This is a genomic window from Stenotrophomonas sp. YJH_SMC_53 (genome assembly GCF_059369995.1).
The window spans coordinates 319,960-334,213 of record NZ_JCAFTF010000002.1 but is presented as its reverse complement, the minus strand read 5'-3'; the positions used below and the strand labels follow the sequence as shown (position 1 = coordinate 334,213).

Here is a 14,254-nt window from a genome sequence, read left to right as displayed (position 1 = left end):
TACCACGACAAAGGGAAAAGATTCGCAATGGTACCGTCAGCCGTCCCGCTCCTACAAGGAGGGGGACGGCCAGGTTCATCACAGGCGGGGGCTGACCCATTCGACGACTGCAGCCAGCGCAGTGGCAAGGGCGGGCCCGTCCTCGCCACCACCCTGGGCGAGGTCCGGGCGTCCGCCGCCCTTGCCCCCGATCTGACCGGCGATATGGGACAACAGTTCCCCGGCCTTGACCTTGCCCATTGCGCTGCCGTTCACGCCTGCGACCAGGGCGGCCTTGCCGTCCTGGGCGCCGGCCAGCACGATCACCGCGTCGCCCAGCTGCTGCTTGAGGCGGTCCATGGCGTCACGCAAGGCCTTGGCGTCGAAGCCCTCCAGGCGGGCGGCCAGCACCTTCACGCCAGCAACCTCGACGGCCTGGCCGGACAGGTCGGCCGTGGCACCCGCAGCAACCTTGGCCTTCACGCCTTCCAGTTCGCGCTCCAGCTGCTTCTGGCGCTGGCCGAGGGCACGGATCTTCTCGACCACGTCGGCAGCACTGCCACCGAGCAGCTCAGCGGCCTCGGCCAGGCGGGCCTCTTCGGCGTCCACGTAGTCCAGCGCGCCCTGGCCGGTGACGGCCTCGATGCGGCGCACGCCCGCGGAGACGCCACCCTCGGAGGTGATCTTGAACAGGCCGATGTCGCCGGTACGGTTGACGTGGGTACCACCACACAGCTCGGTGGAGTAGTCACCCATCTTCAGCACGCGCACGTGCTCGCCGTACTTCTCGCCGAACAAGGCCATCGCGCCGAAGTCCAGCGCTTCCTGCATGCCCATGGTGTGCACTTCGGCGGCGTTGTTGGCGCGCACCTGCTGGTTGACCTTGCGCTCGATCACCGCCAGTTCGTCGGCACTGATCGGCTGGAAGTGCGAGAAGTCGAAGCGCAGGCGGTCCGGCGCGACCAGCGAGCCCTTCTGCTGCACGTGAGTGCCCAGCACTTCGCGCAGCGCGGCGTGCAGCAGGTGGGTGGCCGAGTGGTTGAGGATGGTGGCGCCACGGCGCTCGCCATCGACCTGGCCGGACAGCACGTCGCCGACCTTCAGGCCGCCTTCGGACAGGGTGCCGACATGGCCATGGAACTGGCCGGCGAACTTCTGGGTGTCTTCCACCACCAGGCGCACGCCGTTGCCGGTCAGCACGCCGGTGTCGCCGACCTGGCCGCCGGACTCGGCGTAGAACGGGGTCTGGTTGGTGATGACGATGACTGCGTCACCCGCATCGGCCGACTGCACCGGACGACCGTCCTTGAGCAGGGCCAGCACGCTCAGGCCGTCGGCCTGCAGGCGGTCATAGCCCAGGAACTGGGTCGGGCTGAGGGTCGCCACCAGCTCGGCTGGCAGGGTCACGCCGCCACCGAACTTGCCGGCCGCGCGCGCGGTCTCGCGCTGCTGCTCCATCGCGGCATCGAAGCCGGCGATGTCGACGGTCAGGTCGCGCTCGCGGGCGATGTCCTGGGTCAGGTCGAGCGGGAAGCCATAGGTGTCATACAGGCGGAAGGCGTCAACGCCCGGGATCACGCCATTGCTGGCCTTGCCGGCCACGTCTTCGAAGATCTTCATGCCGGCATCGAGGGTTTCGGCGAAACGCTCTTCCTCGGCCTGCAGCGCACGGGTGACAGTGTCCACCGCAGCCGGCAGTTCCGGATAGGCCTCGCCCATCTGCTCGACCAGTGTCGGCACGAGCTTGCTGAAGAACGGCTGGCGCACGCCCAGCATCCAGCCGTGGCGCAGGGCGCGGCGGATGATACGGCGCAGCACGTAACCCCGGCCTTCGTTGGACGGCAGCACGCCGTCGACGATCAGGAACGAGCAGGCGCGGATGTGGTCGGCAATCACGCGCAGCGACTTGTTCTCCAGGTCGGCGGTGCCGGTCAGCTCGGAGGCCTTGCGGATCAGTGCCTGGAACAGGTCGATCTCATAGTTGGTGTGCACGTGCTGCAGGATCGCCGCCAGGCGCTCCAGGCCCATGCCGGTATCCACGCACGGCGCCGGCAGTGGCACCAGGGTGCCGTCGGGCTGGCGGTCGAACTGCATGAACACCAGGTTCCAGATTTCGATGAAGCGGTCGCCGTCTTCATCCGGGGAACCCGGGGGGCCACCGGCGATATGGTCACCGTGGTCGTAGAAGATCTCGGTGCACGGGCCGCACGGGCCGGTGTCGGCCATCTGCCAGAAGTTGTCCGAGGCAAACGGTGCGCCCTTGTTGTCGCCGATGCGCACGATGCGCTCTTCCGGTACGCCGACCATGTCGCGCCACAGCTCGTAGGCTTCGTCATCGGTCTGGTAGACGGTGACCAACAGGCGTTCGGCCGGCAGCTTCCAGACCTGGGTCAGCAGTTCCCAGGCCCAGGCGATCGCGTCCTTCTTGAAGTAGTCGCCGAACGACCAGTTGCCCAGCATTTCGAAGAAGGTGTGGTGGCGTGCGGTGTAGCCGACCTGGTCGAGATCGTTGTGCTTGCCGCCCGCGCGCAGGCAGCGCTGCACGTCGGCCGCGCGCACGTAGCTACGCTTCTCCGCACCAAGGAACACGTCCTTGAACTGCACCATGCCGGAGTTGGTGAACAGCAGGGTCGGATCATTGCCCGGCACCAGCGGCGCCGAGGGCACGATGGTGTGGCCTTTGGCCTTGAAGAATTCAAGGAAGTCGCTGCGGATCTGGGATGTCGTGAATTTGGCGGATGCGTTCATTGGGGGCTGGCAGTCTGCGGGCCGGCGGACCCGGACCACCGGCCGTGTTGGCCAGGGTCGCGAGGGAGCGCCGAAAACCTAAAGGGTATCAGGCCCGGCGCCGCCAGTCTCAGTCATCCGGGTCGTAGCGGGTCGCACGGCGGATGCTGTCGCCGTCGAAACCCCGTCGGGCCAGCAGATCGGCGGCCTTGCGCCGCTGCGTCAGGTCCTGCGGACCGGCCTCGCCAAAGCGCCGGCGGACCAGATCACGGGCATTTTCCTGCCAGTCGCCATCGTAACTGTCCATCGCCGCGGCAATCGCGGCACTGTCCAGGCCATGGGTGCCCAGCTCGGCGCGGACATGGATCGGGCCATAACCCGTATTGGCGCGCATCCGCACCAGGTTCTCAGCAAAACGGGTGTCGTCCTGCCAGCCCGCTTCGGTCAGCTTGGCGACAGCGGCCTGCGCGGCTTCGTCTTCGACGCCACGGGCGGTCAGCTTGCGGGTGAGTTCCTTGCGCGAGTGCTCGCGGCGGACCAGCAGGCCCAGCGCCCGTTGTACGGGAGTCTGCTCACGCTGCCGGCGCTTGCGGCCGGTAGGAATGTCTTCGGCGTCGGACATCGATGCTCCAAGGGTGGCGCCGTCCTTGGCGCCCTGCCCATCCCTGGGCGATTCGAACCTGTGGGACAGGGCGACGTCACTGACGGCGCCGCCCTGCCCCACAGCAAGCCTTACTCGTCGTCGCCTTCGTCGTCGCCTTCCTCGCGGGCCGCTTCGGCCGGCTGGAATTTCTCACGCAGTTCGGCCTCGAGCTTGGCGGCGACGGTCGGGTTGTCGCGCAGGTAGCCGCGGGCATTGTCCTTGCCCTGGCCAATGCGCTCTTCACCGTAGCTGTACCAGGCGCCGGCCTTCTCGACCAGCTTGGCATCCACGCCCATGTCGATCAGTTCGCCCTCGCGGCTGATGCCTTCGCCGTACAGGATCTCGGTGATGACCTGCTTGAACGGAGGCGCCAGCTTGTTCTTGACGACCTTGATCTTGGTCTGGTTGCCGATGATCTCATCGCCCTTCTTGATCGCACCGATACGGCGGATGTCCAGGCGGACCGAGGCGTAGAACTTCAGCGCGTTGCCGCCGGTGGTGGTTTCCGGGCTCTGGCCCGGCATCATCACGCCGATCTTCATGCGCAGCTGGTTGATGAAGATCACCAGGGTGTTCGAACGCTTGATGTTGCCGGTCAGCTTGCGCAGCGCCTGGCTCATCAGGCGGGCCTGCAGACCCGGCAGCTGGTCACCCATTTCGCCTTCGATTTCGGCCTTCGGGGTCAGCGCGGCGACCGAGTCGACCACCAGGATGTCAACCGAGCCCGAACGGACCAGCATGTCGGCGATTTCCAGCGCCTGCTCACCGGTGTCCGGCTGCGACAACAGCAGGTCGTCCACGTTCACGCCCAGCTTCGCGGCGTAGATCGGGTCAAGCGCGTGCTCGGCATCGATGAAGGCCGCGGTACCGCCCATCTTCTGGCATTCGGCGATGGCCTGCAGAGTCAGGGTGGTCTTGCCCGAGGATTCCGGCCCGTAGATCTCAACGACACGGCCCTTCGGCAGACCGCCAATGCCCAGTGCGATGTCGAGCATCAGCGAACCGGTCGGGATGGCTTCGACGGGCTCGACCACGCGGTCGCCCATGCGCATCACCGAGCCCTTGCCGAACTGCTTCTCGATCTGGCCCAGAGCAGCAGCCAAGGCGCGCTTCTTGTTCTCGTCCATCGTATTGGTCCTTGCAGAGGTCATGTCGTTGGGGGTGCTGTCTTTGGGGGTCTTCTTTGCCATGGGTTCACTTTAAGTCGGACGTATCGCACAGGCTGAGATTCTGCCCGGCGCTCTGAAAAGAATTATCGGACATCCGTACCAACCTCAGTGGAACCAGAGAATCGCCACAAAAGACCGCGGGGTAATGCACCATGGAGCGGGTCAACGATTGGGCCGAAGCAGGCCGCAATAGAGGCCTTCGATCGCAAAATCCTGGTCCGGCAGCACCTCGATCGGCTTGTAATCGGGATTGCGCGGCAGCAGGCGGATGCGGTCCTTGGCGATCTTCAGCAGCTTGACGGTGATCTCGTCATCGATGCGGGCCACCACGATCTGCCCGGAACGGGCGTCGCGGGTGCGGTGCACGCCGATCAGGTCACCGTCGAAGATGCCCTCATCGATCATCGAGTCGCCCTGCACTTTCAGCAGGTAGTCCGGCGCCGGCGAGAAGAACACCCGGTCCAGCACCACGAAATCGTCGGAGCCGATGTCGGCACCGATCGGCAGGCCGGCAGCGACCCGGCCCAGCACCGGCAAGCGCAGCACGCTGTCCGGAAGGCCCGGCTCGGCCAGCTTTTCGACCGGCGGTGCCTGCACCAGGCGGATGCCGCGAGCCTGGCCCGGGATGCGACGGATCGCACCGGCCTGCTCCAGAGCTTCCAGGTGGTACTGGGCCGCACGCACGCCCTTGAAGCCGAACGCGCGTGCGATTTCAGTCTGCGACGGCGGTGCGCCTTCGCTCTCGATACGCTCGGCGATCAACTGCAGGATCGCCTGCTGGGTGTCGGTCAGGTCCATGGTTAGTAGTATTACTACTAACGCACACAACTGCAAGTGCCGGGTACGACAAACAGGTGATGGGGATCTGTAGTGCCGAGCCATGCTCGGCAGTTGGGCCAATGGCCGGGCGGCAAAGGCAAAAGCAAGGGCAGCCGACCAGCGGTCGGCCCTACAGGAATCGCGCAGCGATTCCACGGTTCCGATGGGGAACCGCTGCGGCAAGCACACTATGTGTGCTTGCCGCTCCTCCATATGGAGAACAGGATCCACACGCCGCAGAAGCCGGCGCCGATGAAACCGCACACGCCCAGTGCCAGCAGCCAGCGACTGGAGACCCCGCCAACGCTGTGCATCACGATCGAGGACCCGATGATCAGCGCGGCGGTGACGATACCCATCACCAGCCGGTTCGCTGCCCGATTCACCTGTTCGCCAAAGCCCTGCAGCGCAGTGGTTTCCACCTTCAGCTGGAGGCGGCCGCGGCGTGCCGCCTGGACCAGCTTGCGCAGGTCGCGCGGCAGTTCCCCGGCGAAGTCGACCAGGCCCAGCAGGCTGCGTCGGCCACGCTTGAGCAGCGCCTTGGGCGCATAGCGCTGCAGCACCACCCGTTCCAGGAACGGGCGCGCGGCACTGGCCATGTCGAAATCCGGGTCCAGCTGGCGCCCCATGCCTTCCAGGGTCAGGAAGGCCTTGATCATCAGCGCCAGATCGGCCGGCAGGGTCAGGCTGTAGCTGCGCAGCAGCTGGGTGATATCGCCCAGCATCAGGCCGATGCGCAGGTCCTTCAGCGGCACGCCGCGATACTGGTCGACGAACTGGCTGATGTCGTGCTGCAGGCGGTTCTCGTCCACTTCCACGCCGCCGGCCCAGTCCAGCAGCACATCGGCCACGCTCTGCGGGTCCTGCTCGACCAGCCCGTGCAGCAGCTGCGCGACCTGGAAGCGGCGCACTTCGGACAACGCGCCGACCATGCCGAAGTCAATCACGCCGATGCGGCCGTCACGCAGGTAGAAGATGTTGCCGGGGTGCGGGTCGGCGTGGAAGCAGCCGTCCTCCAGCACCATCTTGAGCACGATGCCGGCACCGCGCCGAGCCAGTTCGCGCCGGTCCAGGCCCGCCGCATCGACGCCGGCCAGGTCACGCCCGGGAATGCCGTCGACGAAGTCCTGCACATTCAGGCTTTCACAGGTCCACTGCCAGTGCACGCTGGGGATCAGGATGTCGTCACGGCCGTTGAAGTTGCGTGCGATGCGTTCGGCGTTGCGGCATTCGGCGGCGAAATCCAGCTCGCGTCGCAGCGACACGGTGAACTGCTGCACGACCTCGGCCGGACGATAGCGGCGCAGGTCCGGCAGCCGCGCCTCGACGATCTCGGCCAGACGCGCCAGCAACCGCAGGTCGGCCTCGACCACGTCGCGGATACCCGGGCGTCGTACCTTCAGCACCACCTCGCGGCCGTCATGCAGGCGCGCGCGATGGGCCTGCGCCAGCGAGGCGGCGGCCATCGGGATTTCATCGAGGAAGGCGAACACGTCTGCAGGCGAGCCGCCCAGGTCGGCCTCCAGCTGCTCGCGGATATCGGCATACGGCAGCGCGGGTACCGCGTTCTGCAGCTCGGACAGTTCAGCGATCCATTCCGGCGGCAGCAGGTCGACGCGCGTCGCCAGCACCTGACCGAGCTTGACGAAGGTCGGGCCGAGATCCTGCATCGCGCTGCGTACGCGCACCGGCGCGGTCATCCGCAGCAGTTCCTGGCGATCCTCGTTCCAGTGCAGCAGGCGCCCAGCGCGCTCCAGCGTGGTGGCCAGGCCGATGCGCCGCACCACGTCACCGAAACCATAGCGGATCAGGACAACCGCAATTTCCTGCAGTCGGCCCAGGTCACGGACCGTGCCCAACGTTTCCCACATCATGCGTGCTCCGGACGATTACCGGAGCAGCATGTCACAGCTGGGCGTCGATGCCGCGCAATGCCGCCGCCACGGTTTGCCGGCGGATGGCTTCGCGGTCGCCCTCGAACTGGAACAGCTCGGCGCGGGCGTAGCCGCCGCGCCGCTTCCAGCCGATCCAGACGCTGCCGACCGGCTTGCCAGGGCTGCCGCCGCCGGGACCGGCGATGCCGGTCACTGCCACCGCGATGCCGGCCCCCGAGTTGACCAGCGCACCGGAAACCATTTCCAGCACGGTTTCGCGGCTGACTGCGCCAAACTGCTCCAGCGTCTGTGCGCGCACGCCGAGCAGGCGCTGCTTGGCTTCGTAGCTGTAGACCACCATGCCGCAGTCGAAGAATGCCGACGACCCTGCGATGTCGGTCATGCACTTTGCAATCCAGCCACCACTGCAGCTTTCAGCGGTCACCAGCTGCAGCGAGGCCTGCTCGAGGCGCTGCCCAAGCGCGGCGGACTGGATATTGAGTTCAGCGTCGGTGGGGATGGACATCGGCATGACGGTGGGGTGAAGAACCTGCACGTTGTACCGCAGATGACAGGCAGATGTCGCGCCCATCCGGGACGGTTGCGCTGCCGGCCGGCGGCCGGCACTCGCCGGCCCTGCCAGGTGCTACCTCACCACTCCGGCAGTTTCTCCGGCAGCAGCGCCCGGATCGGTGCGCCGTCGGCACTGGCGGCCAGCTTCTCGGCTTCGGCAATCGGCAAGTCGACATGCAGCAGCCAGCCTTCCTCATCAGCCTGCTCGCTGCGGATCACTTCCAGCTGGTGCAGGCGCGCGCGCAGGCGGCCGGCATCCGGCGGCAGGCGCAGTTCGCCGGTGACATGCTGCAGGCCCAGGCGCTTGCCCAGCACCGCCTGCAGCAGCTCCAAGCCCTGACCGTCACGCGCAGAAATCCACACCCGCTCGCGACGCGATTCGTCCGGGATACCGTCCTGGCCGTCGTGGCGCACGTCGGCGCCGTCAATGCGGTCGATCTTGTTGAACACCAGCAGCTGCGGCAGATCGCCGGCACCGACTGCGGTCAGCACTTCGTCCACCTGGGCGATGCGCTCCTCGCGGTGCGGGTCGGCAGCATCGACCACGTGCAGCAGGAAATCGGCCTCGCGCGCCTCGGACAGGGTCGAGCGGAACGCAGCGACCAGGTCATGCGGCAGGTCGCGGACGAAGCCAACGGTGTCGGCCAGCACCACGTTGCCGCCCGGCACCGCGATGCGGCGCACGGTCGGATCCAGCGTTGCGAACAGCTGGTCGGCAGCATAGGCCTCAGCGCCGGTCATGGCGTTGAACAGGGTCGACTTGCCGGCGTTGGTGTAGCCCACCAGGGCCACGCGCGGCAGCTCGCTGCGCACACGCGCACGGCGCATCTGGGTGCGCTGCACTTCGACCTTTTCCAGGCGCTTCTGCAGCTGCTCCACCCGCTTCTGCAGCAGACGGCGGTCAGTTTCCAGCTGGGTTTCACCCGGTCCGCGCAGGCCGATCGAACCGCCGCGCTGGCGCTCCAGATGGGTCCAGCCGCGCACCAGCCGCGTAGCCAGGTGGCGCAGCTGTGCCAGTTCGACCTGCAGCTTGCCTTCGTGGCTGTGCGCACGCTGGGCGAAGATGTCCAGGATCAGGCCGGTGCGGTCGATCACCCGGCGCTCGAGGAAACGTTCCAGGTTGCGTTCCTGGCCCGGGCTCAATGCATGATTGACCAGGATCAGGTCGGCCCCGCTGGCGTCGGCCGCAGCCTTGATCTCGTCCAGCTTGCCGCTGCCGATCAGGGTCGACGGATTCGGACGGTCCAGGCGCGCAGTGATCGTCGCGGCGATGCTGGCCCCGGCCGAGCGGGCCAGATCACCGAATTCTTCGAGCACATCGTCTTCCAGCTTGCCGAAATGGGGCTGGATCAACAGGGCGTGTTCACCCTTTTTCGAGCGGTCAAACATTCACCGCTCCGGTATTACTCGTCTGCTTCATCACCTGCCTGACCGCCTTCACCCGACTGCACGTAACCACCGCCCGGACCGACCTTCACGTTGCGTGCCGGAACGACGGTGGAAATGGCGTGCTTGTAGACCATCTGACTGACCGTGTTGCGCAGCAGGACCACGAACTGGTCGAACGACTCGATCGTGCCCTGCAGCTTGATGCCGTTCACCAGGTACACCGAAACCGGCACGCGTTCGCGCCGCAGTGCGTTCAAGAAAGGATCCTGCAGCGATTGCCCCTTGGACATTGCACACTCCTGATTATTGTTCTTATTGGGTTGCCGACGGTTGCCGCGGCCCCCGAGCCGCCCGCCGACCGATGATGTTACACGGCTGGCGGGGATTCAGCGTGCGACGAAGGTCGACACCGCGCTGGCCAGGCGCTCCCCATCAACATGGGGGTCGAACCAGCGCGCATCAAGCTCGCCGCGCAGCCAGGTCAGCTGGCGCTTGGCCAGTTGCCGGGTGGCGAAGATCGCCTTGTCACGGAAACGGACGGCATCACCCTCCCCGTCCAGGTACTCCCAGGCCTGCCGATAGCCGACCGCACGCACTGCCGGCAGGTCCAACGGCGCCTCCACGGCTGCCATTTCCGGCATCGCGCGCAATGCCCGCACCTCGTCGAGAAACCCCTGCCCCAGCATGGCGTCGAAGCGCGCCTCGATGCGCTGGTGCAGAACCGCACGGTCGCGTGGAGCGAGAATCAGCTTGAGGGTGCGCACCGGCAATGGCGCTACGCCCGGCCGGCGCTGCCATTCAGTAATGGGGATACCGGTCAGGCGATAGACCTCCAGCGCCCGCTGGATGCGTTGCGGATCGGTCGCATGGATGCGTGCGGCGGCGGCCGCGTCGACCTTGGCCAGCTCGGCGTGCAGTGCCACCCAGCCACGCTCGGCCGCCTCGGCGCTGAGCGCTTCGCGCATTGCCGGGTCGGCCTCCGGCATCGGCGACAGGCCCTGCAGCAGCGCCCGGAAGTACAGGCCAGTGCCACCGGCCAGGATCGGCGTCCTGCCACGCGCCACGATGTCGGCCACGACCCGCCCGGCATCGGCGGCGAACTCGGCCGCCGAGTAGGTCTGCCAGGGGTCACGCAGGTCCAGCAGATGGTGCGGCGCCTGCGCGCGCTCCGTCGCATCGGGCTTGGCCGAACCGATGTCCAGGTGGCGGTACACCAGTGCCGAGTCGACGCTGACGATTTCGCCATCCAGCTGCCGTGCCAGGGCGATCGCAGTGGCGGTCTTGCCACTGGCGGTCGGCCCCATCACGGCGATCGCCAGTGGCCGCCGATCGATACCCATCAGTCTTCTTCCGGCCAGCGGATCGTCGGCGCAGCGTCGGCGCGCGGCGTCGGTACGGCTTGCACCGCCTGCCAGATCTTCAGCGCATCAACTGTGGCCGCCACGTCATGCACGCGTACGATGCGCGCGCCACGCTGGACCGCGATCAGGTGCGCGGCCACCGAGGCCGCTACCCGCTCGGACGGCGTATCGCGACCTGTCAGTTCACCGAGACTGCGCTTGCGCGACAGGCCGGCCAGCATCGGCACGCCCAGTTCCAGAAAGCGCTCCGAACGCGCCAGCAGGGTCATGTTGTGGCCGGTGGTCTTGCCGAAGCCGAAACCGAGGTCGATCAGCAGGTTCTTCCTCGCGATGCCTGCCATCTCGGCAGCGAACAGGCGCTGCACCAGGAAGCCGTGCACCTCGCCGACCACATCGTCGTAGTGCGGATCGGCCTGCATGTGGCCCGGTTCGCCCTGCATGTGCATCAGCACCACCGGCACGCCGGTTTCCGCAGCGGCCTCGAGCGCACCCTCCTGACGCAGGCCGAAGATGTCGTTGATCATGCCGGCGCCAGCGGCCACGGCCGCGCGCATCACTTCCGGCTTGAAGGTGTCGATGCTGATCGGCACATGGGTCCGGGCCGCCAGCTGCTCGATCACCGGAATCACCCGGCCCAGCTCCTCCTCGACCGATACCGGCGTGGCGCCCGGGCGGGTCGATTCGCCGCCGATATCGAGAAGGTCCGCGCCCTCCTCGACCAGCTTCAGGCCATGAGCGATTGCGGCCTCGGTGGTGTCGTGCGCGCCGCCATCGGAAAACGAGTCCGGGGTGACGTTGACGATGCCCATGACCTGGGCACGGTCGAGGCGCAGGATGCGGCCGGCGCAATCGAGCTGGGGCGAGGTATCGAACATCGGTAATCCTGCTGGAACAACGGCGGGTAGTTTAGTTCGGCAGGGCGGCGCCCTGCACCCGCAGAGGCAACGGCCAAAGCCAATGCGGCTCTGGATTGCTGATGGTCTGGCGGGACGGTGGGGGGCTGCAGGACACGCCGTAAACCCATCCTTGGGGGCTCGATGGCGCCATCCATGGCGCCAACGGTCCTGCAGCCCCACACCGCCCCACCTCCGACAGATTCCCGGTGACGGTTGGATGGGGCCCGGTAGATCCACGCCATGCGTAGATGAATCTCCGTCGGAATCGAATATTTCGAATTGGAGTCGAAATGCATCCACGCATGGCGTGGATCTACCGTGTCGACCAAGGTCGACACCTACCAACAGCAGCAGAAATCTGTCAGAGGTGGGGCGGTGTCGGAGGGCGGGGTGTCAGCCGCATGGATGCGGCTGCCAAGCTTACAGGGACGTACTTGCAGCGTCCCCGCACTCCGACACCGCCCCGCCATCCCACGGAAAGCCCGCTTTTGCTTTTGCTTTTGAGGTTGCCGGCCAGCGGCCGGCACTACCACGGGTGCAGGGCGCAGCCCTGCCGACACCCTCAACGGCGGCGACGCTTGCGGTCCACGTACAGGGTCCTGGCGATGCTCAGCACGATGCCGACCGCGATACCCACCACGCAGCCCAACAGCAGATTGTCGGCTCCGAGGCCCACACCCACGCCGACCACGGTGGCGATGACCATTTCGGCGGTGTGGGAAATCGGTTCGGGCTTCGGGGCAGACATGCGGGCTCCAGCGTCAGTTCGGTTCTTCGGAATGGGCCGGTAGCCCAGAAACGACGAAGCCGGGTTGCCCCGGCCTCGTCTGGTGTCACGCGCAGCGGGCCGTCAGTGCGATTCGGCCGGGCCCGCGATCGGCGGCAGCGGGCGGGCGTCGCCGCCCTTGTCGTTGCCACCATCCTTGTTCGACTTGTTCCAGCCGGCCGGCGGCGGCGGATCGCGGCCTTCCATGATGGCGTCGATCTGCGGCGCGTCGATCGTCTCGTACTGCAGCAGCAGCTGGGACATCGCGTGCAACTTGTCCAGGTTGGCCGTCATCAGCTCGGTAGTGCGCGCGTAGGCTTCGTCGAGGATCTTGCGCACCTCCTCATCGATGCGACGCGCGGTGTCGTTGGACACGCTCTTGTGCTGGGTGACCGAACGGCCCAGGAACACCTCGTCATCCTCTTCGCCATAGGCGATCGGGCCGAGCTGGTCGGACAGGCCCCACTTGGTGACCATGTTGCGGGCCATCTTGGTGGCGCGTTCGATGTCGTTGGAAGCGCCCGTGGTGACCTTGTCGGCACCGAAGATCAGCTCCTCGGCCACACGACCACCGTACAGCGAGCACAGCTGCGACTTGATCGCCACGCGGTTCATCGAATACTTGTCGCCCTCCGGCAGGTACATGGTCACGCCCAGCGCACGGCCGCGCGGGATGATCGTGACCTTGTAGACCGGGTCGTGCTCGGGCACCAGGCGGCCGACAATGGCGTGGCCGGCTTCGTGGTAGGCGGTCAGGGTCTTCTCTTCTTCGCTCATGGCCATCGAGCGGCGCTCGGCACCCATCAGGATCTTGTCGCGGGCACGGTCGAAGTGGTCCATGCGGACTTCCTTCTCGTTGCCACGCGCGGCGAACAGGGCCGCCTCGTTGCACAGGTTGGCCAGATCAGCACCGGAGAAGCCCGGGGTACCCCGCGCGATCACCATCGGCTCGACATCGTCGGCGAGTGGCAGCTTGCGCATGTGGACCTTCAGGATGTGCTCGCGACCCTTCACGTCCGGCAGGCCAACCACGACCTGGCGGTCGAAGCGACCCGGGCGCAGCAGCGCCGGGTCCAGCACGTCCGGACGGTTGGTGGCGGCGATCACGATCACGCCTTCACCGCCCTCGAAACCGTCCATTTCGACCAGCAGCTGGTTCAGGGTCTGCTCGCGCTCGTCATGGCCACCGCCCAGGCCGGCGCCACGGTGACGACCGACGGCGTCGATTTCGTCGATGAAGATGATGCACGGGGCATGCTTCTTGGCCTGCTCGAACATGTCGCGCACGCGACTGGCGCCGACGCCGACGAACATTTCCACGAAGTCCGAACCGGAGATCGAGAAGAACGGCACCTTGGCTTCGCCGGCGATGGCCTTGGCCAGCAGCGTCTTGCCGGTACCCGGCGGGCCCACCATCAGCACGCCGCGCGGAATCTTGCCACCCAGCTTGGTGAACTTGGACGGGTCGCGCAGGAAGTCGACCAGCTCACCCACTTCTTCCTTGGCCTCGTCGCAGCCGGCGACGTCGGCGAAGGTGACCTTGATCTGGTCCTCGCCCTGCAGCTTGGCGCGCGACTTGCCGAAGGACATCGCGCCCTTGGCACCGCCGCCACCGCCCTGCATCTGGCGCATGATGAACAACCAGAAGCCGATGATCAGGATGACCGGGAGGAAATTCATCAGGATCGCACCGAGGGAGATGCCGCTGGACGGCTCCTCCTGCACGATCTCCACGTTCTTGGTGCGCAGCACGTTGATCAGGTCGCGATCGAACGGTGCGGTGATGGTGGATGTCTGCCCGCCGCGGGTGGTGTAGGTCAGCTGGCTGGTGCCGCCGCGCATGTCGCCGCCAAAGGCGACCTTCTGCACGTTGCCGCTGTCCACCTGGTCCAGGAACTGCGAGTACGACGCCCCCTGCGCGCCGGCTCCGGAGGACTTCGGCGAGAAGCTCTGGAAGACCACCATCAGCACGACGGCGACGACCACCCATAGCAGGAGGTTCTTGGTCAAGTCGTTCATCCTCATTGGCTCCGGTGTTCCTCTCAGTGCTGGCGTTGC

12 protein-coding genes are annotated in these 14,254 nt (G+C 66.5%); all 12 read right to left on the bottom strand.

Annotated features, from left to right (window positions below; translation table 11 throughout):
• Window positions 1–78 precede the first annotated feature (78 nt).
• The 12 genes from alaS to ftsH all read right to left on the bottom strand — a co-directional run bounded on the left by alaS (window position 79) and on the right by ftsH (window position 14,215).
• A complete protein-coding gene (gene alaS, locus AC5P7X_RS04175; RefSeq protein WP_329841782.1) occupies window positions 79–2,727 on the bottom strand; it encodes an alanine--tRNA ligase in 2,649 nt (882 codons plus the stop codon).
• A 109-nt stretch (window positions 2,728–2,836) separates the two neighbouring features.
• The gene (gene recX / locus AC5P7X_RS04170) at window positions 2,837–3,328 is read right to left on the bottom strand and encodes a recombination regulator RecX (protein WP_053499104.1); all 492 of its coding nucleotides are present in this window, start codon (window positions 3,326–3,328) and stop codon (window positions 2,837–2,839) included.
• Window positions 3,329–3,438: 110 nt separating this feature from the next.
• Window positions 3,439–4,476 (bottom strand): recombinase RecA, encoded by a 1,038-nt coding sequence (recA, locus tag AC5P7X_RS04165; protein ID WP_005416046.1) that lies wholly within the window; start codon window positions 4,474–4,476, stop codon window positions 3,439–3,441.
• Between the two features lie 204 nt (window positions 4,477–4,680).
• Window positions 4,681–5,316, bottom strand: a complete 636-nt coding sequence (gene lexA, locus AC5P7X_RS04160; protein WP_005416045.1) for a transcriptional repressor LexA — start codon at window positions 5,314–5,316, stop codon at window positions 4,681–4,683.
• A gap of 209 nt (window positions 5,317–5,525) precedes the next feature.
• Window positions 5,526–7,208: a 2-polyprenylphenol 6-hydroxylase gene (ubiB, locus tag AC5P7X_RS04155; RefSeq protein WP_329841780.1), complete on the bottom strand. Its 1,683-nt coding sequence runs from the start codon at window positions 7,206–7,208 to the stop codon at window positions 5,526–5,528.
• A 34-nt stretch (window positions 7,209–7,242) separates the two neighbouring features.
• The gene (locus AC5P7X_RS04150; protein ID WP_005416043.1) at window positions 7,243–7,737 is read right to left on the bottom strand and encodes a CinA family protein; all 495 of its coding nucleotides are present in this window, start codon (window positions 7,735–7,737) and stop codon (window positions 7,243–7,245) included.
• A 125-nt stretch (window positions 7,738–7,862) separates the two neighbouring features.
• The gene (hflX, locus tag AC5P7X_RS04145) at window positions 7,863–9,173 is read right to left on the bottom strand and encodes a ribosome rescue GTPase HflX (RefSeq protein ID WP_282254798.1); all 1,311 of its coding nucleotides are present in this window, start codon (window positions 9,171–9,173) and stop codon (window positions 7,863–7,865) included.
• 14 nt (window positions 9,174–9,187) lie between these two features.
• Window positions 9,188–9,463 carry an RNA chaperone Hfq gene (gene hfq / locus AC5P7X_RS04140; RefSeq protein WP_004152891.1) on the bottom strand — a complete coding sequence of 92 codons (276 nt, stop codon included), beginning with the start codon at window positions 9,461–9,463 and terminating at the stop codon, window positions 9,188–9,190.
• A 96-nt stretch (window positions 9,464–9,559) separates the two neighbouring features.
• Complete coding sequence (gene miaA, locus AC5P7X_RS04135; protein WP_346607903.1) at window positions 9,560–10,513, bottom strand: tRNA (adenosine(37)-N6)-dimethylallyltransferase MiaA; 954 nt, start codon at window positions 10,511–10,513, stop codon at window positions 9,560–9,562.
• Complete coding sequence (gene folP, locus AC5P7X_RS04130; RefSeq protein WP_495204877.1) at window positions 10,513–11,409, bottom strand: dihydropteroate synthase; 897 nt, start codon at window positions 11,407–11,409, stop codon at window positions 10,513–10,515. Before folP ends, miaA begins: the two co-directional genes overlap by 1 nt.
• A gap of 583 nt (window positions 11,410–11,992) precedes the next feature.
• Window positions 11,993–12,178, bottom strand: a complete 186-nt coding sequence (locus AC5P7X_RS04125) for a hypothetical protein (RefSeq protein WP_005416039.1) — start codon at window positions 12,176–12,178, stop codon at window positions 11,993–11,995.
• Between the two features lie 102 nt (window positions 12,179–12,280).
• Window positions 12,281–14,215, bottom strand: coding sequence for an ATP-dependent zinc metalloprotease FtsH (gene ftsH, locus AC5P7X_RS04120; RefSeq protein WP_346607901.1), 1,935 nt, complete (start codon window positions 14,213–14,215; stop codon window positions 12,281–12,283).
• Window positions 14,216–14,254 lie beyond the last annotated feature (39 nt).

Coding starts and splice junctions, on each gene's coding strand:
- folP (WP_495204877.1), bottom strand. CDS start 11,409: ATGTTCGATACCTCGCCCCAGCTCGATTGCGCCGGCCGCATCCTGCGC.
- AC5P7X_RS04150 (WP_005416043.1), bottom strand. CDS start 7,737: ATGTCCATCCCCACCGACGCTGAACTCAATATCCAGTCCGCCGCGCTT.
- recX (WP_053499104.1), bottom strand. CDS start 3,328: ATGTCCGACGCCGAAGACATTCCTACCGGCCGCAAGCGCCGGCAGCGT.
- AC5P7X_RS04125 (WP_005416039.1), bottom strand. CDS start 12,178: ATGTCTGCCCCGAAGCCCGAACCGATTTCCCACACCGCCGAAATGGTC.
- recA (WP_005416046.1), bottom strand. CDS start 4,476: ATGGACGAGAACAAGAAGCGCGCCTTGGCTGCTGCTCTGGGCCAGATC.
- alaS (WP_329841782.1), bottom strand. CDS start 2,727: ATGAACGCATCCGCCAAATTCACGACATCCCAGATCCGCAGCGACTTC.
- miaA (WP_346607903.1), bottom strand. CDS start 10,513: ATGGGTATCGATCGGCGGCCACTGGCGATCGCCGTGATGGGGCCGACC.
- lexA (WP_005416045.1), bottom strand. CDS start 5,316: ATGGACCTGACCGACACCCAGCAGGCGATCCTGCAGTTGATCGCCGAG.
- hfq (WP_004152891.1), bottom strand. CDS start 9,463: ATGTCCAAGGGGCAATCGCTGCAGGATCCTTTCTTGAACGCACTGCGG.
- hflX (WP_282254798.1), bottom strand. CDS start 9,173: ATGTTTGACCGCTCGAAAAAGGGTGAACACGCCCTGTTGATCCAGCCC.
- ubiB (WP_329841780.1), bottom strand. CDS start 7,208: ATGTGGGAAACGTTGGGCACGGTCCGTGACCTGGGCCGACTGCAGGAA.
- ftsH (WP_346607901.1), bottom strand. CDS start 14,215: ATGAACGACTTGACCAAGAACCTCCTGCTATGGGTGGTCGTCGCCGTC.